The sequence below is a fragment of the Kribbella antibiotica genome (genome assembly GCF_004349055.1).
Taxonomy (GTDB): Bacteria; Actinomycetota; Actinomycetes; order Propionibacteriales; family Kribbellaceae; genus Kribbella; species Kribbella antibiotica.
This window is the reverse complement of record NZ_SMKX01000017.1, coordinates 21,699-42,311: the sequence shown is the minus strand read 5'-3', so window position 1 is coordinate 42,311 and position 20,613 is coordinate 21,699. Positions and strand designations below refer to the sequence as shown.

The following is a 20,613-nucleotide window of genomic DNA, read 5'->3' as shown; positions in this document are numbered from 1 at the left end:
GACCCTATCGCGCGCCCATACAACACAACTCTTCAGGACACCATCCCCCACATAACAGTCCCCCACCAAACCGGGTTCCCTCTAGGCGGCGCGGAGCTGATGAACCCATTGGCGAGGTGCGGGATCAGACCGGCAAGCCTGGTGCGCCTGGCGAATGCGGCGCACCAATGACCCGGGCTCCTGCATGTCCAGGGCAGTCACCCGGAGCATCGTGAGACCCACCCGTTCGAGGCGCTCTTCCCGGTGGTTGTCCCGAGTCTGCTGGCCCAGCTCGCGGTGGTACTCGCCGTCGTACTCGAGCGAGAGGCCGGTGCTGTCTTCCAGCAGGTCAACGATCCCCAGGAACGTCCCGTCGAGGTCGTAGACGGGCACATTCACGAGAATGTTTTGCAGCCCCGCCTGGTGACACAACAGCCGCAGCCTCGACTCCGGCGGCGACGCCGCGAGCCCTTCGAGCAGCGGCAGTGCCGCGCGCAACTGCCGGACGCCGCGCCGCCCCTGGTGACTGTCGGCGTACCTCGCCAGGCCGGGAGCTGTAGTGAGCCCCGCATGGAGCAGGCAGTCGCCGCCGACCACAGCCTCGGTCAGATCGGGCGCGAGCCTGAGCATGTCGAACGCGGTCCGCACGCCGTTCGTACAGCGGATCCCACCGACCTCGACCACGTCCGCAGGATCCAGCGCCGCGCGCAACGAACTGATGTCCGACCGGCCCGTCCGCCGATCAGGTGGAAGCACGACGAGCACCGGCTCGCCTCGCAGCCCGCTCGCAGTACCGGGCGCAGCCCAACCTCCATCGAGAAACGCAACGCCCTGCAGGTATGCCGAGGCCCATCCACCCAGCACCCCCTCGGGTGGCATCACCGCCGCCACATCCACGATGCGCTGCCGGACCTCATCGCGAAGCCCGGTGCTGCGGTGATACCCGAAATGCGGCGAGACCCAATCCGCCGATTGCAGTTGCGCCCGGGTGATCCCCGCCGCCAGCAAATCCCGCCGCCACCCTGCGCTCACCGCGCCGACCCTCCGCATCACCCCACTCTCCCCCAAATCTCCTCTCGGCCGATTCCGTTATCCACAGCCCCTGCGTCGACTGAACCCACCGTGCCTTCCGCCCCCACCGTCGTACCGACTGAACCCACTGGCACTCCGTCCGCCCGCCGTACCGGCTCGCCACTGAACCCACCGTGTCGAGTGGCGGGAGATTGTCGACGGCAAGGGTTTGCCAGCAACACGGTCCGCACACTCGACGATTCCTGAGCACGCTGGGTTCACTCGACACAACGGGGACGGAGCGCCAGTGGGTCCACTCGGCACGACCCGGGGGTCGGCGAGGCGCCAGTGGGTTCACTCGACACGACGGCGTCTCCGACTGAACCCACCGTGTCGAGTGGCAGGAGATTGTCGACGGCAAGGGTTTGCCAGCAACACGGTCCGCACACTCGACGATTCCTGAGCACGCTGGGTTCACTCGACACAACGGGGACGGAGCGCCAGTGGGTCCACTCGGCACGACCCGGGGGTCGGCGAGGCGCCAGTGGGTTCACTCGACACGACGGCGTCTCCGACTGAACCCACCGTGTCGAGTGGCAGGAGATTGTCGACGGCAAGGGTTTGCCAGCAACACGGTCCGCACACTCGACGATTCTTGAGCACGCTGGGTTCACTCGACACAACGGGGGACGGAGCGCCAGTGGGTTCACTCGGCACGACCGGGGGTGGGCGCACACGCGAGGGTGGGTAGTGGTTGGGCCTCTACGCTGGCGCGATGGCGATCGAGTACACGTTTCAGCTCTGTACGCCGACACCCCCGGAGGCGATCAGCGGTCTGCTCACCGCACAGCCGTGGCAACCGCCGGTCACCACCCACCGGACGCCGACCGACCTCCGCATCGCCGTGCACCGCGACGGCCGTCCCAACCTCGTCCTCGGCGAACCCGAGATCAGCATCGGCTTCCGGCTCGACAAGGTCGCCGAGCCCGAGCCGCAGTACGCCGAGATCGCGCGGCACGTGATCGCCGTACTGGCTGCGGAACCGGGCGACGCCGTACTGCAGCAGGACTACGAACGCATCCTGCTGCTGCGCCGAGGCGCCGACCTGGTGGTCAGCGACTACTTCTGGGCGCCCGAGCTTCTGCCCTGGCCCTTCGAACGCCGGGCAGCAATGCCCTACCCGGAGGACTAGCGGTTGCGGAGGATTTTGCGGATGGCTTCGACGCGGTCGGCGTAGGCAGCTTCGCCGCCGCGACGGGTCGGGGTGTAGTAGTCGGTGCCGTCGATGACGTCGGGGGCGTACTGCTGCGACGAGACGCCGCGGGGGTCGTTGTGGGAGTACTGGTACGACGCTCCGTGGCCAATCTTCTTGGCGCCGGCGTAGTGGGCGTCGCGGAGATGGGACGGGACTGGGCCGATCTTGCCGGCCTTCACGTCGGCGATGGCCGCGTCGACCGCGCTGATGACGGAGTTCGACTTGGGCGCCAGGGCTAGTGCGACCACAGCTTGCGCGAGGTTGATGCGGGCTTCCGGCATACCGATCAGCTGTACGGCGTCTGCTGCGGCGACTGCGACGCCGAGCGCGGTCGGGTCACCCATGCCGATGTCCTCGCTGGCCGAGATGACCAGGCGACGGGCGATGAACCGCGGGTCCTCACCGGCGACGATCATCCGCGCCAGGTAGTGCATTGCGGCGTCGACATCTGAGCCACGGATCGACTTGATCAGCGCCGAAGCGACGTCGTAGTGCTGGTCGCCCGCCCGGTCATACCGTACGGCGGCCTGGTCGACCGCGGTCTCGAGCGTTTCGAGGTCGATGGTCGAGGTCGCGGCGCCATCAGCAGCTGCGTTCTTGGCGCGGGCTCCGCCTGCCGCCGCCTCCAGGTAGGTCAAGGCGCGGCGGGCGTCTCCTCCGGCCATGCGCAGCAGGTGGTCGCGGGCGTCGGGCGCCAGCGTGAACTCGCCGGCCAGCCCCCGCTCGTCCGCCAGGGCTCGGTCGAGCAGCACAGAGATGTCGTCGTCCGTCAGCGACTCCAGTGTCAGGAGCAGGCTGCGGGACAGCAGCGGCGAGATCACCGAGAAGAACGGGTTCTCGGTGGTGGCGGCGACCAGGGTGACCCAGCGGTTCTCGACGCCGGGGAGCAGGGCATCCTGCTGGGCCTTCGTGAAGCGGTGGACCTCGTCGATGAACAGCACCGTCTCGACAGCACCACCCGGCCTGGCCAGGTCCCGTCGCGCGCCGTCGATGACCTGGCGGACGTCCTTCACGCCAGCGGTGACCGCGGACAGCTCCACGAACTTGCGGTTCGTCTGGTGCGAGACGACTGCCGCGATCGTGGTCTTGCCGGTCCCGGGCGGCCCCCACAGCAACAGCGACATCGGCTGGTCACCCTCGACCAGCCGTCGCAACGGCGAGCCCGGCGCCAGCAGATGCTGCTGCCCGACGAGCTCGTCCAGACTGCGCGGACGCATCCGGACAGCCAGCGGCGCCGCCGCGTGGTCCACGTCGGAAAGGCTCCCGCCGCCTCTCGCAGGCGCAGGAGCTCCCGGCAGATCGAACAAGCCCTCACTCACCCCCAGAGCCTATCCACCCGCACCGACAACGTCGGCTAGCGGGACGGACCAGCCTCTCGGCGAGCGGCCCGGATCACCCGTGTGTCGGCGCGCGTCGGCTGAGCTGCGGCGTCAACCGCGTCTGCCGCGTCCCAACGGGCATCGGCCAACTGATCCTTGGCCGGCGTCACCTGGTTGTGACGGCCGACCATCCAGTCGCGCTCGAGATTCCGGTACCTGGCAGTCAGGTAGACAAGCGCCGGTGCCAGCAGCACCGCCTGGACGGGGATTGGCTGCGACAGCGACTGCACAGCCGTCCCGTACGCCGTACAGGCTGTCAGGGCGGTCGCGTAGCCGAGGATCTGCGCCTTGCGTCCGGGGAGTGGAGCAGTCTGCTGGTGGTCCAGGAAGCGGCGGCCTTCGAGCAGCTGCATACCCTCGCGAACCAGATCATCGGCCGCTTTCCGCAGTGGCTCGCTGACTTTCAGCTTGGTGCCGGTTGCGACGACATCGCGCAGTACGCCGGCGCGCGCCAGGCGGGTGAGCGACTCGTCCAGCCACTGGTCCGCCAGCGGTGGAACGTGGCTCCGGCCGTAGGAATCCCGATACTCCCGGCGGAGGTCGCTGCTGTCCATCGGGGCTCCGGCGACCGCGGCGGCCAGGTGCTGCTGGGCTTCGGAGTCGCTGAGCTGGAGCTCATCGAGCCCCAGCCGTTGCCACTGCTCGGCGAGCCGCTCAGCCGGCCGATCGGCTTTCTCCAGCGCCAGCAGAGCCTCGGTGGCGAACAGGTCCATCACCTGCTCGATGGCGACCACTTCTTCGTCGCGCGGCACCGTCAGCCTTCGAGCAATCGGGTACGGCGGCGCAGCGAATCGAACTGTGCTGACAGCTCAGCGTCGGCGAGCTCGTAGTCCGCGTCGTCAGGCGCATCACCGGGGATGTGCCACCACTGCCCGTCGTACCAGGTGGGGCCGATCTCGGTACCGGCGAGCAGTGGTGCCGCTGCGCCGGTCCGGATCAGCTCCTGCAGTTCGGACTGAGTCATCTCAGCTCTTGCTGTCCTGCTTCTTGTCGTCCTCGTCGCCGGTCTCGTCATCGACGTCGCGCAGTTCCTCCGGGAGCTCGTCCTCGTCGAACTTCTCGGGGAGGATCTCCTCGGCCTCCGCGCCGGACTGCGGGCGGATGGCGTTGCGGAGGCGGCCGAGGATGCGGTCGGCCTCGGTGCCGAAGGGGTTGTCGTTGACCAGATAGGTCCAGGTCGCGGTCGGGCGCGGGACGCCGGAAGCTTCCTCGTCGAGGCCGGAGTCCGTGATGGAGGCTTCGGCGAAGGTCTCGGCGGACTCTTTCCAGGAGTCGGCGATCAGCGTGTCGAAGGACGCGATCGCGGACTTGTTGAACTCGTCGATCGGCTTCATGTGCACGATGCCGCCGGCCAGCGAGCGCAGGTGGATGCCTTCGCGCAGGTCCGCCAGGTAGGCCAGGTGGTCGGTCCACTTCCGGTCGAGGTGGTGCAGGGCGATCCGGCGGGCGGCGTCCTTCACCTTCTCCTCGCCGTGCTCCTCGACCAGCTCGTCGTACTTCTCCTTGACCCGCTCGGACAGCTCGGTCGCGGCCAGGTCGTCGGTGAGGATGTCCTCGCGGGTGGCGAGCAGGATCGAGCGCTGCTGACCGGTCAGGCGGTGGTACTGCCAGGTCGTCCGGTGCAGTTCGGCATTGGCGCCGTCCGCGACCCGCTGGGCGTGGTCCAGGATGCCGACCGACTTGCGGTCGGTCAGGCGGCCGGCCTCGTCGGGATGCGGGCGCAGGCCGGACGAAACGGAGTACCGGATGACGAGCTCGTCGGCGAGGCTGGCGAAGAACAGCGAGCCACCCGGGTCGCCCTGGCGGCCGGCGCGACCACGGAGCTGATCGTCGAGCCGGCTGGAGGCGTGCAGGCCGGTGCCGATCACGTACAGGCCGCCGAGCTCGATGGCCTTGTCCTTGTCGTGCGACTCGTCCTTGCCACCGAGGCGGATGTCGGTACCGCGACCAGCCATCTGGGTGGAGACCGTCACCGTGCCGGGCACACCGGCCTCGGCGATGATCGAGGCCTCTTCGGCGTCGTTCTTCGCGTTCAGGACGACGTGCGGGATCTCGGCGGCCTCGAGGCGGTCGCTGAGCTGCTCGGACTCCTCGACACTGTGAGTGCCGATCAGGATCGGGCGGCCGGTCTCGTGCACCTCGGCGATGTGCTCGACCAGCGCGGCGTTCTTCTGCTCGACGGTCAGGTAGAGCCGGTCGATGTCGTCCTTGCGGATGTTCGGGTTGTTCGGCGGCACGACGGCCACCTCGACCTCGTAGAACTCCTGCAGCGACTCGCCGACGACTACCGCCGTACCGGTCATGCCACACAGCGACTTGTAGCCCTTGACCAGCGCCTGCACGGTGATGCTGTCCAGCACCTCACCGGAGTCGCTGACCGGGACGGCCTCCTTGGCCTCCACGGCGGCCTGCAGACCGTCGGGCCAGCGCTGCAGCTTGGCGATCCGGCCGCGGTTGTTGTTGATCAGGCTGACCTTGCCGTCGCGGACCAGGTAGTCGACGTCCTTGCGCAGCAGCACCTCGGCGTGCAGCGCGACGTTGATCTGGGTCAGGCGGTCGAGGTTCTCGTCGTCGTACAGGTTGAACGCGGGGCGCTCGGCCTCGGCTTCAACCTGGTCCGCGGTCTCGTCTTCGGTCTTGTCCTCGTCTTCGGCTGCCTCGTCCTCAGCTGCCTCGTCCTCGACGACGGCCTCGGGCTCGACGGCGGCCTCAGCCGCGGCGACGCGCTCGCCGAGCAGCTTCTCGACCTTGTCGGTGCCCGTGTCGGTCAGCGCGACCGTGCGGCCGTCGCCGTCGATCTCGTAGTCGACCCCGGCACGCAGCGTGCGGACGATCTGTACGACGTCGTCGTCCAGCTCCTCGGTCCGGGTCGCCCCGGCCAGCACCAGCGGCACCCGGGCCTCGTCGATCAGCACCGAGTCGGCCTCGTCGACCAGCGCCACGTCCGGCGTCTGGGTGACCCGATCGGCCACGTCGTTCACCAGGCGGTCGCGCAGCACGTCGAAGCCGACCTCGCTGACCGGCACGTAGCAGACCTCAGCCTGGTACGCCGCTCGTCGCTCCTCCGGTGTGGAGGCCTGGCCGACGTGCGACACCGTCACACCGAGCAGCTCGTAGATCGGCGCCATCCACTCCGCGTCACGGCGGGCCAGGTAGTCGTTGACCGCGAGCACGTGCACCCGGCGGCCACCGATCGCGTACCCGGCCGCGGCGAACGCACCGGCGAGCGTCTTGCCCTCACCGGTCGCCATCTCGACCACGCGGCCCTGCAGCATCGCCAGTGCGCCGACGATCTGGCCGTCGAACGCAGACTCCCCCAGCGTGCGCCGGGCAGCGTCGCGGGCCAGCGCCAGGAACTCGATCTGCTCGTCCTCGTGCAGCCCACCGGTGGTCCGGAGCTCACTGACGGACTCGGTGAGCTCCTCGTCGGTCAGCGGCTCGACGGACTCCTCCGCCTCCAGTACGAGCTGCGAGAGCCGCTCGTAGGGGCCAAGGTTGATCGATCCGGGGCGCTGCAGCAGCCGGCGAAAGCGCGAGGTGATTTTCAGAGCCATAATGACGGCAACGTACAGGCTCGGCGTGTCGTTCCGCAGACCAGGTCAGCGTGTCTCAGGACTCCACTCGTACGGCGTGGTGGTGGTGACGCCGTAGAGGCCCAGTTTCTGCAGGATCGGGCGGGAGTCTTCGGAGGCGTCGACGCGGAGGAATTCGTAGCCGCGGTCCTTCGCCAGGCGGGCCCTGTGCACCAGCAGCGTGCTGTAGAGGCCCTGGCGTCGCCACTCGGGCAGTGTGCCGCCACCCCAGAGGCTGGCGAACCCTGTGCCCGGGTGGAACCGGATCCAGGCCGCGGACGCCACTGGGCCCTCTCTTTTGAGCCCGTCCTCCACCAGGAACACCGAGAGCCGCTCGGGGAACATGCGCGCCTCAGCGGCCAAGCGCTCCTCCACACCGGTCAGGCCGCTGTGCCAGAGGGTGTCCATGAGAACTGCAATCCGGTGGAAGTCCTCAGGTCCTTCCGCCTCCCGCAGTACCGCCTTGGAGGGCAGTGCGGAGGGGCGCTCCAGGATGCGGTCGACCTCGCCGAGGATCAGCGTCTCCGGATCCTCCTGGCTGAACCCCGCGCGAATCAGCCGCTCACCAAGGTCGGCCGGTTCGTCGTACGCGTAGGTCTTCCACTCGAACGGCAGGCCGCGCTCCTGGAAGAAGGCGAGCTCACCAGCGATCACGGCATCCGGGTCGTCGCCCAGCCCGCGCGGTGTCTCGACGAAACCCGCGCCTTCCGCGCCCTCGACGTACGAGCGATGGACGAAGCCCTCGTGCTCGACCTTCCAGCCCGGGATCGTGTCCGCGTCCGGCAACCGGATGCGGCGGTGGAACACGTCGAGCAGCTCGTCAGGCGTCATGGTCGCAGTGAACCAACCTCACCCCGCTGGCGTCCAACGAGTAAGTCCTGAGAGGGGGACCATCATGAAGCTCAACCACATCCCCACGAAGACGATCCTCGCCGCGCTGGCGGTGGCTGCGATTCCAGTAGCCGCACTAGCCGTCCCCGGCTCGTCCCCCGCCCCTCAGACCGTCGCTGCCACGTCTTGCCCATCCGGCTGGGGGTCGCTTCCCGAAGCGAACGCCCGGATGGTCCAGTCGCCGGTAGTCGGCGTCCGCACCGGACGGCATGCCTGTTTCGACCGGCTGGTCGTCGACCTGCAGGGCCGATCCCCCGGGTACGACGTTCGCTACGTCGGCACTGTCACCCAGGACGGCTCCGGCTTCCCGGTTCCGCTGCGCGGCGGCGCGAAGCTGCAGATCGTCGTACGGGCGCCATCGAACCGGCCCCTCAAGGCCCCGGATGTCCGTGGCTACGACACCTTCCGGCAGGTCGCGTACGCCGGAAGCTTCGAAGGGCAGACGACGATCGGCGTCGGCGTTCGCGCCCGGCTGCCGTTCCGCGTCTCCACGGTGACCGGTCCGGGCGCGAATACCCGTCTGGTGGTGGACGTGGCCCACCACTGGTGATGCTGTGCATTTGATTACGGCAGCACTCGGCCCATCAGATCGAAGAAGGCGTTGGCCAGCACCAGCTCGTACCGGTCATCGAGCAGGCTGGCCAACTCCGCGATATCGGACGGGGTCCAGTTCCAGGCGTTGATACCGCCTGAGATGAACAAGGGCTTCGTACCGTCCCACTTCGCCACCTGTGCGTCCAGAGCGGTCTTGTACTCCCCCGCCTTGCCCGGAGCACCCCACTGACCGGCAATCGGCAGACCGCCCTGGCGGACCGCCAGCAGGTCGCCGTCCCAGGTCTGCATGATGCCCTTGAGCGGTGTGTACTTGGCGAAGCCTCTGGCGATCTCCTCCGACAGCACGACCCACTTGTCGTTCTCACGGTGGCTGTACGAGTACACCTGGTCCATGCCCGTACGGCGCAGTTGCGAGCCGGTGAGCTTCAGGAACTGAGTGAACTCGGCCGGTACCCAGGAGCCGGGGTACGTGTAGCCCGCACCGGACGGTCCGCAGACCAGGAGGTCGTTGGCCGTTGCAGTGCGCTGGAAGTGGCTGAACAGTCCCGGACCTGTCTCCAGCAACATCGGACTGATCGTCCAGTTGGCAGGAGCCTCGCCACGCTTCGGGTCGTCCCACAGATCGCGCATGTGGCGCTGGCAGTACTGGATGTTGTCGCCCTCACCGAAGGTCAGCGTCAGATAGACCTTGTTCTTCGGCTTGGTGATCCGCCGGACCGGACGGACCTTCTCCGAGATCGGTGCGGTGAACCCGGCGTGCACAGTCCCGTTCATGTAGAAGTCGGCCGCTATGACGGGCGATCCGCCCTTGGAGGCAAGGTCCACGCCGTCCCACTCGCCAGAGACGTCGTTCGCGAACCAGCCCATGTACGGCGCCAGTGTCGGCCACTTGGCGAAGTGTTCGGTCAGCAGTGCGCCGGTTGCACCACCAGGCGGCAGCCAGCTCACCATGGCCTTCGTGGCGACCACGTAGTCACGGAAGTACGCGAACGGCTCGATCCGCGTGGGGGCGGTGTCGGTGGTCGACACGAGGTACTGGTTCCACATGGTCACGGTCACCACGAGGGACGTCGTACCGGCTGGTGGGTCGAAGGCGTAGATGTAGTAGCCGCCTCCGTCGCAGAAGCGGTTGGCGTCGCCGCCGATGCTGGAGTTCGCGCCGTCGAAGAGGTACTGCGCCTCCTCCGGGGTGTTCGGCTTGAAGTGCGCGATCTCGACGCCGTTCGCCTTCACCCACACCTCGGACACCGACGGACCCCAGCCGTCGTCGCCGAACGAGTCCTGCCAGCGGACGTAGACCTTGCCCTTGCCGAGCTTGGCCGAGACGTCAAGGTCGAAGTTGCCGCGGTTGGACGAGTCCCGGATCTGGCGGGTCTCGCGGGCAATCTCCTTCCACTGCACGTTTTCCACCGCGACCACCCTGGTCGGCGGCAGGCCGGCAAGCAGCTTGTGCGTGACCCGCGGGAACAGGTTGTCGAGCTGCCACCGGTACGTCTTCACCCGGTCGTCGTCGAACTTCCCCCGCAGGTCCTTCACGATTCTGAGTCCGTGCGCCTTGGCCTGATCCGCGTCTGCCACAACGCAGTCCTCAAGGCCAGCCAGCGTGGTCGCGACGTTGAGCGAATCCGGTACGGCGGGGTCGTAGACGATCGCACCGCGGACCCGGTGCCGGTACTTCGCCACCAGGTCGAGCGGGTTCTTGTACAGCGTCGTCGGCAGGTGCATGTCGGTCAGCCACTTGGCGTCCGGCGTGCTCTGGGTGCCTGTGTCGTAGAGGAAGTACAGCTCCGGCTTAGTACGGTTGACGATGCCTTGCAACGTTGTCAGCAGAGTCTGGTCGTGACCGCTGAGTTTGCTGGCATCGCCGTAGTGCAGATGCTTGGGGCGGTTGAAGGCCGGCAGCAGCCGGGCGGGGCTGCCGGACGTCGATGATGCTGCAGCCGCAGTGGTTGTCAGCGTCGGGACCAGTCCGATCCCGCCTGCCGTCACTGCACCGCTGCCCGCCAGGAACGTTCGTCTCGAGACCATCGTGACCACTCCCTGTCGCTGACATCGATGTCAAATCTGGCCGGACAGTAGCAATCCCGTGAGAGCGTGTACAGGGCTCGTCGGGGTATTTGGAATCGTTTCCGGGAGATCGGATCTCTACCAGGCCTGGCGCAGGATCTCGGTCGCCTCCGGCAAACTGATCCCGGCCCGCCGCGCCGCCCGCGCCAGCACGGTCGCCGCCGCCCGCGTCTCCTCGTCGTCGACATGACTCCGCGACGCAAGCACAAATGTCCCATTCCGGCCACGGGTCTCGATCATCCGATCGGCCTCGAGCTCCTTGTACGCCCGCGCCACGGTGTTGACCGCCAGCCCCAGATCCCCCGCCAACTGCCGAACCGTCGGCAACCGCGTCCCCTGCGCGAGATCCCCACGCCGAATCAGCCCGTCGATCTGTTCCTTCACCTGCTCGTACGGCGGCTTCGCTCCCGCCGGATCCACCGAGATGATCATCCGACCACCCGCCGTACCCGCGGCAGCCCCCACGGGCTGTGTGCGACCGCACTGGCCACCATGCTCAGCAGCAGCGCCCCCATGAGCAGGCCCCATCCCATCCATTCGAATGACGTCGGCACGTCCGACGGCCAACTGAACGAGAACGGCACCCCAGCTCCCAACAGCCAGCTCACCGTGATCATCGCCGTCCCGATGTCTCGCAGGGTCGTTGCCCGCAACGCCTCCTGCCACAACAGCTCCTCCGGGCGCCCCGACCTCTGACTGACGCCCAACGCGAGTCGCTGCACCACCACTCCACCACCCCACAGCAGCACACCGATCGCTCCGCTGACAACCAGCACCCAGCCCCGCTCCGGCTGATCCGCACTCCCCAGCACGACGATGCCGAGGCCGACGCAAATCAAGGGCACCAGGACAATGACGTAGTAGATCGCGATCTCGATCGGATGCAGGTAGTCGGTAAGCTTGCGCGGCCGCAACGCCGCCGCCCGCGGCCCGTCGACCCGCGCCAGCCGCACCGCGCGATACCCGTGCAGCAAGGTCGCAGCCCCGCTCCAAGCCGCCGTGATCGCCAGGAACCACAGCCACAGACGCAGGTCCACTGTGAACTCGAAGGAATCGCTCCCGAAAGTCGGCCCCAGCTTCAGCTTTCCGCCGAGCACCGCATCAGCCACCGCCAGCACGACTCCGGCCGCCACCGTCCCGGCCAGAATCCCCAGCACCAGGATCGTCTGCCGCTGCCGGAACCACTCCTTCGCCGGCTCCACCAACCCCTCCTCAGCCGGCAACCCACCGCGCGCCACCAACCGTCGTACCTCAGAGTCAGCGATCTTCCCCCGCGCCAACCACAACACGACCATCGTGACAACCATGGCCCCCAAGATCACGTACATCGCGCTCCCCTTCCGCTTGTTTGTACCAAATGTATTGATACAAACTGACGAGGTCAAGTACGGCGGTCAACCCCGCGTGCCCTCGACCACCGCGCTCTGCTCCTGGCAGAACGCCGTACCGGCCCGGAACGCCGACGACGGCACCGCCGTTCACCCGGCATGCCCAACCTCACAAGCGCTTACGAAGAACTGGCCGACGCGTACCACGAAGGCGTCGATCCCGACGGCAGCGGACTGAACGATCCGGCCTTCGACGCACTGGTCGGCGACATCCACGGCCAGCGCGTCGCCGCAGTCGCCTGCGGTCAGGGCCGCGACGCACGCCGCCTCGCCGACCTCGGGGCACGGGTGGTCGGCATCGACGCCTCGGAATCGCTGCTGTCACACGCACGCCGGCTCGAACAGCAGAATCCGCGCGGCATCGAGTTCCACCACGACGATGCCCAGAATCTGGGTCCGGATTTCACTGGCTCCTTCGACGGAGCAGTCTGCTACATGGCCTTGATGGACATCCCCGACCTCAAGCCCACGGTGCACTCGATCGCCCGAATCCTCAAGCCTGGCGGCTGGTTCGTCGCCTCGATCGTGCACCCCTGCTACAAAACCCCCGCCGCCGGCGAACTGATCGACCACGTCGACGGTTCCACCCGACGCATCGTCGGCCGCTACTTCGACGAAGGCCCCTTCACCAGCCCGACTCGGCTGGCAATCCTGCCACGCGTCGCCTACCACCGCATGCTGTCCACCTACCTCAACACGTTCGCAGCAGCCGGTCTCCCCATCACCCAGATGGCCGAACCGGTCGGCGACCGCCCCGTCTGGCAAACCGTCCCCGGCATCCTCCACTTCCGCTGCCAACGGAGTCCTTCCGTACTCGTCGTCGACCCGTGCGAGATCAGGTAGCCCACACACAGTGGCTACGGTTAGCTCGTGATCATTGTCAGCGACCAGGAGTTGCGGGGGTTCTTGGTCGAGCGGTTGGCGCAGGCCTGCTGGGTTGGGGTTGGGGAGATCGATCCGGATCGGCTACTCAACGAGTACGGGCTGTCCTCGCGGGATGCGGTGGCGATCACGGGCGAGTTGAGCGAACTGCTGGATCGACCCTTGCAGCCGGAGAGTTTGTGGCGCTATCCGACGGTGAACCAGCTGGTCCGCGGGCTGATCGCGGAAGGACGCGAGATCGCGATCATCGGCTGGGGCCGGGGCGACGAGGATGCCCGGTCGCAGGTCGAGCAGGAGGCGTTGGAACGAGCCGGGTTGTTCGAGCCCGAGCGGTTGGGTGCAGTGGTCGATGAGTCCGCGGTGGTTGCAGTCAGGACAGGGGTGGATCGGCTGCGGGCGGGGGAAGCAGATGTGGTGGTGGCGACCGGGGTGAGTGCCGGGTGCGCGTCCGTCGTGCTGAAGCGGCTGCCGGACGCTGAGCGGGACGGGGACCGGGTGCTGTCGGTGATCAGCGAGCTCACGTCGACGGAGGACGCCGAGGTCGGCGAACTGGTTGACGCTGTGCTGGACGGCGATCCGGTGGTGCGGTTGCGGGATGCGAGTGGCGCCGAGTTGGTACTGCGGCGGGTGTGGGCGTCGTTGGCCGACATACCGCTGCAGGGGGTCGGGCATTTCGCGCTGTCCGACACCAGCATCGAGCGGATCAGCCTGTATGCCGGGGAGTTGGCTGAGCACCTCCGTGTCGGCAGCGACGCTCTGGCGAATGTCGAGTACACGCTCGCCCGGCAGGTGGCTCGCGGACCGGTTCGAACCGTTGTCGTCGCCAGAGATCGGCCGGAACTGCTCGCCGGATTGTCGGCTCTTGCCGGCAACACTTCTCATCCGGCCGTGGTTGCTGGTGAAGCCGCCGCGGTTCCGCAGCCGGTCTGGGTGTTCTCGGGTGAGCAGCCGTGGTTCAGCCTGCGGGGATTGATGGAGTGTGAGCCCGCATTCGCCGCGACGATCGGCGAGCTGGATCCGCTGCTGCAGTGGGCTTCCGGGCTGCACCTCCGCGACACGCTGCTCACCGGCGCCCCGCCGGAGCCGGAGCAGGAGCCGGCCGCGCAGTACGGCGTACAGCTCGCCCTGGCCCTTCTCTGGCGCCAGTTCGGCTTGACGCCCGCCGCCGTCGTTGGACTCTCCACCGGCCGCCTGGCCGCTGCCGTACTCGCCGGCGCCCTCACCGCCACCGAAGGCGCGCAACTCATCGCCGGCCAACCGGCCGACCCCAAAGCCCCACGCATCCCGTACTACGAGTCACGCGAAGCAGCAGCTCAAGCCGGCCACCACCTCTTCCTCGACCTCACTCTCCCTCGCACAGAGGACCCCGCGATCGTCTTCCACCGCCAACTGGCCTCGCTCGAAGCACTCGGTCACCCACTGACCCCACGCGCAGGCCGAATCACCGACCTCCCACTCCGAGTCCGGCCATGACGGCCCCGACCGCCGTCGATCTGGTGCGTCGATGGGCAACGGAGAAGCCACATGCGCCCGCCTACACCTTCCTCGACTACCAAACCGATCCAGGAGGACAGCGGCACACGCTGACCTGGAGTGGGGTCGACCGGCGTGCCCGTGCGACAGCGGCAGCGATCCGCAGCCACGCCGTACCGGGAGACCGGGTCGCGATCCTCGCACCGCAAGGCCTCGACTATCTGGTCGCACTCCTCGGCTCGTTCTACGCCCGCACGATCGCGGTCCCGCTCTTTCCGCCTGGTCTGTCCGGCCACCGAGCACGCCTCGACAACGCTCTCGCCCACAGCAGACCGGTCTGCATCCTGACCACCGGTGACGTTGCCGTTGACAACTACCCAGTCGTTGCCCTCGACAACCTCGGCGATCACGACTGGCGACCGGAACCGATCGACGGCAACGAGATCGCTTACCTGCAGTACACCTCCGGCGCCACCGGAACCCCCTCCGCGGTGATGGTCACCCACGCCAACCTCGTGGCGAACATCGACCAACTCATCACCGCCTTCCACTTCCAGCCAGGCCGGTCCACGACCGTCAGCTGGCTCCCCCTCTGGCACGACATGGGCCTGGTCCTCGCCTTCGGCGTACCACTCCGGTACGGCGATCAGTCCAGCTTCATCGACCCACTCGCCTTCCTGATGCGCCCGGCCCGCTGGCTCGACCTCGCGCGTTCGGCGCTCGACGTCTACACCGCCGGACCGAACTTCGGCTACGACTACTGCACGCGCCGCATCACCAACAAGGCCGCAGTCGACCTGTCCCAGGTGAAGGTGTTCCTGAACGGCGCCGAGCCCGTCCGGGCTCACACGATCGAGGCCTTCACCAACGCCTTCCAGGTCCCGCCCGCGACCCACACCCCGGCGTACGGACTGGCCGAGGCCACCGTCTTCGTCACCAGCGCCGCCGTCTCCCGACCACCCACCGCGCAGGCGTTCGATCGAGAGGCCCTGCGGATCGGCATGCTCAAGCCGTCCGACCGAGGCCACGAGCTCGTCTCGCTCGGCAAACCAACAGGTCAGCGCCTGGAGATCGTCGACTCGGGCGGCCACCCCTGCGGTCCAGGCGTCATCGGCGAGATCTGGCTCCAAGGCCCCAACGTCGCCGCCGGCTACTGGAACGACCCCGCCCGCACGGCCAAGGTCTTCGGTGCCCACCTCGCCGACGGCACCGGCCCCTGGCTACGCACCGGCGACCTCGGCGCCCTGTACGACGGGGAGCTCTATCTCACCGGCCGTCTCAAGGACCTGATCATCATCGACGGCCGCAACCATCACCCCCAGGACATCGAGGCCACCGTCGAGGCCGCCCACCCACAGCTCAAACCGGGCCGCACAGTCGCCTTCTCCGTCACCGCACCCGACACCGAACACCTCGTCGTACTGATCGAGAGCAGCAACCTGCCCGAGGGTGCCATCAAAGCCGCCGTCCAACGCGACCACGGCCTGCACATCCAGCACCTGCTCGAAGTCCCACGCGGCACCATCCAGCGAACCTCCAGCGGCAAACTCGCCCGGGCTGCAACACGCGCCTGGTACCTCAGTAACCAATAGATCCGCAACGAACGGTACGTCGTCAGCGGGGCCGTTGTTTCTCGCGCTCAGGCGGGCCTACTAGGCCGGGAAGTCCGCGCCGCGAGAGAGCGTTTCGCTCGCGCGAATGTCGGCCAGGTTCTGCTCCAGTGCATCGATCACGGCGTCGTATCCGCCACCGCCAAGGACCAGCCGACGGGGAGGCGCGTCCTGGGCCATCGCCGCGATCACCGCACGGGCACCACGGCGCGGATCGCCGGGTTGCACGCCGTCCAGCTCAACGAAGGCGGCGCGGACCTGCTCCAGCATGTCGTGGTACTCCGGGATCGCCTCCGTGACGGGCTCGTTCGCGAAGCCGGCGTAGGCGTTCGTGCGGAACGCCCCCGGTTCGACCGCCAGCACGGAGATGCCCTGCGCGGCGACCTCGTCGCGCAGCGCGTCGGTGGTGGCTTCGACGGCGAACTTCGTCGCGCTGTAGTAGCCGAATCCGACCGCCGCCAGTAGCCCGGCCACCGAGGACACATTGACGATCCACCCGCTTCCGCGGGCGCGCATCCCCGGCAGCACCGCCCGCGTCACGGACAGCGGCGCGAAAAAGTTGAGCTCGAACATTGTCCGCACCGAGGAATCGTCCATCCCCTCGATCGATCCGTACCAGCCGCGGCCAGCGTTGTTGACCAGCACGTCGATACCGCCGAAGCGCTCCTCAGCCGAATGCACCGCGCGCAGCACCTGTGCCGCGTCGGTGACATCCAGCGGTACGACGAGAACGCGGTCGCCGTACTGGTCCGCCCACGTCCGCAGCTCCTCGGGACGCCGCGAGGTGAGCACCACGCGATCTCCCGTCTCCAACGCCGCCTCGGCGAACGCCATCCCGAAGCCGCCGGGCGTGCCCCCTGTGATGAACCATCGCCGGGTCACGGCTCGATCACCAACCGGCTGATCAGCGCGCCGTTCAACGCGAAGCGATAGTGCAGGTCGACGACTCCACCAGGGAAGTTGCCCTCCAGGTGCTGCCCGACGTCGACGGTCGTCCCGGTCGTGGTCGCACCGGTGAACTCCGTCGTATAGGTGTACTCACTGGCCGCCGTGGTCAGCCAGGCCTCAATCTCATCACGGCCCGTGTAGTCGTGGCCCTCGTCGGTCACGACGGCATCCGCGGTGAGCGTGTCGAGCGTTCGATCGCCCTCTCGGGCGTCGAGCGCAGTCATAAACGTCTTGATGGTGTCCGGGAGTGCATCCCATTCGGTGGTCATGAGCCCACGGTGGAGCTTCCCCCAAGGGGAAGGTCAACCTCGGCCGGCGACTTCGTGTCCGCACCGCCCGACAACCAGGCCCCGGTTGACCTTGCCCTAGGGGGAAACTGCACGATTGGCCTATCCGATAACGCGAGCGGCGGATCGGCTTAGGAGGACGCCATGGGTGCACAGGTCTCGATCGGTGACTTCGCAGTGATGACCAGCCTGACCAGGAAGGCGCTGCGGCACTACCACGACATCGGCATTCTCGAACCGGCCCATATCGACTCCCACACCGGCTATCGCTTCTACGACACCAGCCAGGTCGATCATGCACACATCATCCGCCGGTTCCGCTCTCTCGGCATGTCCATTCCCGACGTCAAAGCGCTGCTGAGCACAGCCGACACCGCGACCCGCACCGACATCATCACGACTCATCTCGAGCAGATGGAGGTGCAGCTGCAGCAAACTCGTGACACCGTCGGCGCCCTGCGTGAGTTGCTTTCTCCCGTGTGCACCCCCGCCCACGTGGAGTTGCGCCACGAACCTGCGCTCGCGGTGTGGTCCATCGGTGCCACCCTCGATGTTTCTGAGCTCGACAGCTGGTTCGGGTCGACAGTGCGGAAACTGCGAGACGCCGTTGCAGCGGCAGCAAGCGCACCTTCGGTGATCGTGCCGGGTGGCCTCTACGACCGAGAGCTATTCCTCGAATCGCGTGGCAAGGCAACACTGTTCGTCGCCGCACCGCACTCTGCGGATCCGCCGGAGGGCATCCGTGCCGAGGTCTTACCTCAGGCCGAATTCGCGGTGCTCACCCACTCCGGCGGCCACGAAGGCATCGACCGCAGTTACGGGGCGCTGGGAATCTACGCAAACGAGCATCTGATCAGCCACCAGGGACCAATCCGCGAACACTACCTCGGCGGGGCGCCCCCGGATCCGACAACCTTCACCGCCACCGAGATTTGCTGGCCGATCTTCAGCACCACCCCACCACCAGAATAAAAGCAGTCCGCCAGTGTCGCCTGGTACCAACCAGCGCTGTCAACGCTCTGCTCCTGGCAGAACGCCGTACCGGTCCGGAACGCCGACGACGGCACCGCCGTCCACCCGGCATACCCAACCTCACAAGCGCTTACGAAGAACTGGCCGACGTCTACCACGAAGGTGTTGACCCCGAAGGCGTCGGACTGAACGATCCGACGTTCGATGCACTGGTGGGCGATGTCCACGGTCTGCGCGTGGCGGCGGTTGCTTGCGGGCAGGGTCGCGACGCGCGGCATCGAGTTCCACCACGATGATGCCCAGAATCTGGGCCGGGTTTCACCGGCTCTTTCGACGGGGCACCCGACGCATCGTCGGCCGCTACTTCGACGAAGGCCCCTTCACCAGCCCGACCCGGTTGGCAATCCTGCCACGCGTCGCCTACCACCGCATGCTGTCCACCTACCTCAACACCTTCGCAGCAGCCGGCCTGCCCATCACCCAGATGGCCGAACCCGTCGGCGATCGTCCCGTCTGGCAGTCCGTCCCCGGCATCCTCCACTTCCGCTGCCAACGCAGCAGCCAGGCTGCCCGTCCTCTAGTGGAAGCGAGGTCGGTCGCGGGCGGTAGTCCGCAGGGGTAGGACGGCGATGAGCCGGGGTGGGTGGGTAGCACGCTCTCCCGGCGTCAAGGAGTGAAGAGTTTCCAGTGGCCTTCGGAGATGACGTCGACGGTGCCGCCGTCGGCGACTTTGACGGCGGTCTGGTCGTCGATCGCGTAGGTCGGGGCCGGGATCCGGGCCGCCCATTTCTCCGCGTTGGCCAGGGATGCGTCGGGGTGACGTTCATTGTCCAGGTGCGGGATGACGGCGAAGTCGACGAGCCCCGCACCGTGCCCGGTGACCAGGGTTCGGTCGACGTCACCTTGCGGCGTACTGAAGACGGCAGGCTCGGACTGCAGGGATCCGTGGTCGCCGCGCGGCGGCTCCGTGTAGGTCTCGACGAAGGTCGAAGTGACGGCCATGCTGCCGGCACTCACCCCCACATAGACGGAGTCCAGCGTCGGCAGCAGATCGGCCAGGCCGGAGCGGCGCATCCAGTTGGCCAGGAACAGCGGATCGCCACCCCACGCCAGCAAAGCATCAGCCTCCTGGACCGCAGGTACCCAAGCCTCCGCATCGATGCTCGGCAGCACCGACAACTCCAGAAGCCCCAACGACTTCCACCCGAGATCGCTCAACCGCGACGGCGCCTGTCCGCTCAGCGCCCGCCACGCCATCTCCGCCCCACCCCGGAAGGGATAGATCGCAGTCGGAATGAAGAGCGCGGTGCACTCCGCAATCGGCCGGCCGAGCAGGTCCACCAAGGCGTTCTCGATACTCGCATTCGTGATGCCGCCGGAAGTCAGAAGAACTCTCACAGCTCAAACTCCGTTCGTCGTCCGTCAACTCCTATCACCCCTACAACGAACCGCCCACCCCCTCTTCGACACACCCCAGTGGGGTCGCGGGGGCAGACAACGATCCGGCCGGGCCCTCGGGGGGCCGGCCGACTCCTCCGCAGCGCCCCTGGTCGGGGCGGTGGCGCGAAAACTCTGCGACGAAGACGGCATATGAGGCATGCGGCCAAAGATAGTGGACTTTCGGTGTGGGCCGAAAGATTTTCTAGGGCTGAAAGACTGGAGGGATGAGAGTCGGACAAGGTGGAAGTGGGCCGGGGGCGCAGGCACCGGATGGTAGTCAGGTTGAGATGTATGAGCTTGCGGAGGCTCGTGGGGAGGACGAGCTGATCGATGCGGCGATCGCGCCGGGGAGCAGCATTCTTGAGTTGGGGTGTGGGACTGGGCGAATCACTCGGCCGCTGCTCACACGGGGGCATGAGGTGGTGGCGGTGGACGAGTCGGCGGAGATGCTGGCTCGGGTCCGTGGGGCTGAGACTGTGCAGGCGACCATCGGCGAGCTGCGGCTCGGGCGGCGCTTCGACGTGGTGCTGATGATGTCGTACTTGGTCAACGTGGCTGATGATGCTGAGCGGTTGCGGTTGTTGCGGACGTGCGCGGAGCATGTGCTGCCGGGTGGGTCGGTGGTGATTCAGCAGCAGTTGCCTTCGCAGTTGGCGCGGCCTGTGGTGTTGGAGAGTGAGCACACCCGAATGGAGATCTCCGATGTGGAGCATTTGCCTGGCAACAAGGTCGCGGCCACGTTGACGCATACGCGTGACGGACAGAGCTGGTCGCAGCGGGTGCTGACTCAGAATCTGACCGAGGAGGAGCTCTCCAGCCAGCTGGCCGAGGTGGGCCTGCGGCTGGACGAGTACCTGACGCCGAACACCGCCTGGGTGCGGGCACGGCCGATTTAACCAGTGGC

Annotated in this window: 20 protein-coding genes; 8 read left to right on the top strand and 12 right to left on the bottom strand. The window is 67.3% G+C overall.

All coding sequences use genetic code 11. The features are described from left to right. Positions 1-81 precede the first annotated feature (81 nt). Positions 82-1,029, bottom strand: a complete 948-nt coding sequence (locus tag E1263_RS08310) for a PDDEXK family nuclease (RefSeq protein ID WP_132166599.1) — start codon at positions 1,027-1,029, stop codon at positions 82-84. A 736-nt stretch (positions 1,030-1,765) separates the two neighbouring features. On the opposite strand from E1263_RS08310, the gene E1263_RS08305 reads away from it, so the two are divergent. Beyond that, positions 1,766-2,182 carry a SitI3 family protein gene (locus E1263_RS08305; protein WP_132166598.1) on the top strand — a complete coding sequence of 139 codons (417 nt, stop codon included), beginning with the start codon at positions 1,766-1,768 and terminating at the stop codon, positions 2,180-2,182. Here E1263_RS08305 and E1263_RS08300 read toward each other — a convergent pair. From E1263_RS08300 to E1263_RS08280, 5 genes are read right to left on the bottom strand one after another with little or no spacing between them, the layout of a single operon-like run. Next, positions 2,179-3,564, bottom strand: a complete 1,386-nt coding sequence (locus E1263_RS08300) for a replication-associated recombination protein A (protein ID WP_132166597.1) — start codon at positions 3,562-3,564, stop codon at positions 2,179-2,181. The two genes, E1263_RS08305 and E1263_RS08300, sit on opposite strands and share 4 nt — an antisense overlap. A gap of 35 nt (positions 3,565-3,599) precedes the next feature. After that, a complete protein-coding gene (locus E1263_RS08295; protein ID WP_132166596.1) occupies positions 3,600-4,376 on the bottom strand; it encodes a hypothetical protein in 777 nt (258 codons plus the stop codon). 2 nt (positions 4,377-4,378) lie between these two features. Then, positions 4,379-4,588 (bottom strand): hypothetical protein, encoded by a 210-nt coding sequence (locus E1263_RS08290; RefSeq protein ID WP_132166595.1) that lies wholly within the window; start codon positions 4,586-4,588, stop codon positions 4,379-4,381. A 1-nt stretch (position 4,589) separates the two neighbouring features. Continuing rightward, on the bottom strand, positions 4,590-7,178 hold the full coding sequence (locus E1263_RS08285; RefSeq protein WP_132166594.1) for a preprotein translocase subunit SecA: 2,589 nt from the start codon (positions 7,176-7,178) through the stop codon (positions 4,590-4,592). Between the two features lie 45 nt (positions 7,179-7,223). Then, positions 7,224-8,027, bottom strand: coding sequence for a GNAT family N-acetyltransferase (locus E1263_RS08280; protein ID WP_132166593.1), 804 nt, complete (start codon positions 8,025-8,027; stop codon positions 7,224-7,226). A gap of 64 nt (positions 8,028-8,091) precedes the next feature. Here E1263_RS08280 and E1263_RS08275 point away from each other — a divergent pair, with 64 nt between their 5' ends. After that, on the top strand, positions 8,092-8,637 hold the full coding sequence (locus tag E1263_RS08275; RefSeq protein WP_132166592.1) for an AMIN-like domain-containing (lipo)protein: 546 nt from the start codon (positions 8,092-8,094) through the stop codon (positions 8,635-8,637). A gap of 14 nt (positions 8,638-8,651) precedes the next feature. Here E1263_RS08275 and E1263_RS08270 read toward each other — a convergent pair whose 3' ends face one another. From E1263_RS08270 to E1263_RS08260, 3 genes are all read right to left on the bottom strand, one after another. Next, positions 8,652-10,670: a GxGYxYP domain-containing protein gene (locus tag E1263_RS08270; protein ID WP_132166591.1), complete on the bottom strand. Its 2,019-nt coding sequence runs from the start codon at positions 10,668-10,670 to the stop codon at positions 8,652-8,654. Positions 10,671-10,787: 117 nt separating this feature from the next. Continuing rightward, a complete protein-coding gene (locus E1263_RS08265; protein WP_132166590.1) occupies positions 10,788-11,141 on the bottom strand; it encodes a GntR family transcriptional regulator in 354 nt (117 codons plus the stop codon). Then, on the bottom strand, positions 11,138-12,037 hold the full coding sequence (locus E1263_RS08260; RefSeq protein WP_132166589.1) for a hypothetical protein: 900 nt from the start codon (positions 12,035-12,037) through the stop codon (positions 11,138-11,140). Before E1263_RS08260 ends, E1263_RS08265 begins: the two co-directional genes overlap by 4 nt. A 159-nt stretch (positions 12,038-12,196) precedes the next feature. Here E1263_RS08260 and E1263_RS08255 point away from each other — a divergent pair, with 159 nt between their 5' ends. The 3 genes from E1263_RS08255 to E1263_RS08245 are packed head-to-tail and all read left to right on the top strand — an operon-like array spanning position 12,197 to position 16,044. Beyond that, positions 12,197-12,940 carry a class I SAM-dependent methyltransferase gene (locus E1263_RS08255; protein ID WP_132166588.1) on the top strand — a complete coding sequence of 248 codons (744 nt, stop codon included), beginning with the start codon at positions 12,197-12,199 and terminating at the stop codon, positions 12,938-12,940. A 27-nt stretch (positions 12,941-12,967) separates the two neighbouring features. Beyond that, the gene (locus E1263_RS08250; RefSeq protein ID WP_132166587.1) at positions 12,968-14,452 is read left to right on the top strand and encodes an acyl carrier protein; all 1,485 of its coding nucleotides are present in this window, start codon (positions 12,968-12,970) and stop codon (positions 14,450-14,452) included. Beyond that, positions 14,449-16,044 (top strand): fatty acyl-AMP ligase, encoded by a 1,596-nt coding sequence (locus E1263_RS08245; protein WP_132166586.1) that lies wholly within the window; start codon positions 14,449-14,451, stop codon positions 16,042-16,044. The genes E1263_RS08250 and E1263_RS08245 overlap by 4 nt, the downstream gene beginning before the upstream one ends. A gap of 60 nt (positions 16,045-16,104) precedes the next feature. Here E1263_RS08245 and E1263_RS08240 read toward each other — a convergent pair whose 3' ends face one another. Both E1263_RS08240 and E1263_RS08235 read right to left on the bottom strand, forming a co-directional pair. After that, complete coding sequence (locus tag E1263_RS08240; RefSeq protein WP_132166585.1) at positions 16,105-16,944, bottom strand: SDR family NAD(P)-dependent oxidoreductase; 840 nt, start codon at positions 16,942-16,944, stop codon at positions 16,105-16,107. After that, positions 16,941-17,279 (bottom strand): nuclear transport factor 2 family protein, encoded by a 339-nt coding sequence (locus E1263_RS08235; RefSeq protein WP_238161123.1) that lies wholly within the window; start codon positions 17,277-17,279, stop codon positions 16,941-16,943. The genes E1263_RS08240 and E1263_RS08235 overlap by 4 nt, the downstream gene beginning before the upstream one ends. Before the next feature lie 162 nt (positions 17,280-17,441). Between E1263_RS08235 and E1263_RS08230 the strand changes: the two genes are divergently transcribed. Both E1263_RS08230 and E1263_RS08225 read left to right on the top strand, forming a co-directional pair. Further along, positions 17,442-18,269 (top strand): MerR family transcriptional regulator, encoded by an 828-nt coding sequence (locus E1263_RS08230; RefSeq protein ID WP_132166584.1) that lies wholly within the window; start codon positions 17,442-17,444, stop codon positions 18,267-18,269. A gap of 295 nt (positions 18,270-18,564) precedes the next feature. Beyond that, positions 18,565-18,891, top strand: a complete 327-nt coding sequence (locus E1263_RS08225) for a hypothetical protein (protein ID WP_132166583.1) — start codon at positions 18,565-18,567, stop codon at positions 18,889-18,891. A 44-nt stretch (positions 18,892-18,935) separates the two neighbouring features. On the opposite strand, the gene E1263_RS08220 is transcribed toward E1263_RS08225, so the two are convergent. Then, on the bottom strand, positions 18,936-19,667 hold the full coding sequence (locus E1263_RS08220; protein ID WP_132166582.1) for a Type 1 glutamine amidotransferase-like domain-containing protein: 732 nt from the start codon (positions 19,665-19,667) through the stop codon (positions 18,936-18,938). Positions 19,668-19,996: 329 nt separating this feature from the next. On the opposite strand from E1263_RS08220, the gene E1263_RS08215 reads away from it, so the two are divergent. Then, positions 19,997-20,605, top strand: coding sequence for a class I SAM-dependent methyltransferase (locus E1263_RS08215; RefSeq protein ID WP_165956548.1), 609 nt, complete (start codon positions 19,997-19,999; stop codon positions 20,603-20,605). Positions 20,606-20,613 lie beyond the last annotated feature (8 nt).

Bases quoted from the DNA above. Each gene is read 5' to 3' on its own strand.
- E1263_RS08230 (WP_132166584.1), top strand. From the start codon at position 17,442: ATGGGTGCACAGGTCTCGATCGGTGACTTCGCAGTGATGACCAGCCTG.
- E1263_RS08280 (WP_132166593.1), bottom strand. From the start codon at position 8,027: ATGACGCCTGACGAGCTGCTCGACGTGTTCCACCGCCGCATCCGGTTG.
- E1263_RS08270 (WP_132166591.1), bottom strand. From the start codon at position 10,670: ATGGTCTCGAGACGAACGTTCCTGGCGGGCAGCGGTGCAGTGACGGCA.
- E1263_RS08285 (WP_132166594.1), bottom strand. From the start codon at position 7,178: ATGGCTCTGAAAATCACCTCGCGCTTTCGCCGGCTGCTGCAGCGCCCC.
- E1263_RS08225 (WP_132166583.1), top strand. From the start codon at position 18,565: ATGCCCAGAATCTGGGCCGGGTTTCACCGGCTCTTTCGACGGGGCACC.
- E1263_RS08260 (WP_132166589.1), bottom strand. From the start codon at position 12,037: ATGTACGTGATCTTGGGGGCCATGGTTGTCACGATGGTCGTGTTGTGG.
- E1263_RS08255 (WP_132166588.1), top strand. From the start codon at position 12,197: ATGCCCAACCTCACAAGCGCTTACGAAGAACTGGCCGACGCGTACCAC.
- E1263_RS08310 (WP_132166599.1), bottom strand. From the start codon at position 1,029: ATGCGGAGGGTCGGCGCGGTGAGCGCAGGGTGGCGGCGGGATTTGCTG.
- E1263_RS08245 (WP_132166586.1), top strand. From the start codon at position 14,449: ATGACGGCCCCGACCGCCGTCGATCTGGTGCGTCGATGGGCAACGGAG.
- E1263_RS08215 (WP_165956548.1), top strand. From the start codon at position 19,997: ATGTATGAGCTTGCGGAGGCTCGTGGGGAGGACGAGCTGATCGATGCG.
- E1263_RS08265 (WP_132166590.1), bottom strand. From the start codon at position 11,141: ATGATCATCTCGGTGGATCCGGCGGGAGCGAAGCCGCCGTACGAGCAG.
- E1263_RS08235 (WP_238161123.1), bottom strand. From the start codon at position 17,279: ATGACCACCGAATGGGATGCACTCCCGGACACCATCAAGACGTTTATG.
- E1263_RS08275 (WP_132166592.1), top strand. From the start codon at position 8,092: ATGAAGCTCAACCACATCCCCACGAAGACGATCCTCGCCGCGCTGGCG.
- E1263_RS08305 (WP_132166598.1), top strand. From the start codon at position 1,766: ATGGCGATCGAGTACACGTTTCAGCTCTGTACGCCGACACCCCCGGAG.
- E1263_RS08290 (WP_132166595.1), bottom strand. From the start codon at position 4,588: ATGACTCAGTCCGAACTGCAGGAGCTGATCCGGACCGGCGCAGCGGCA.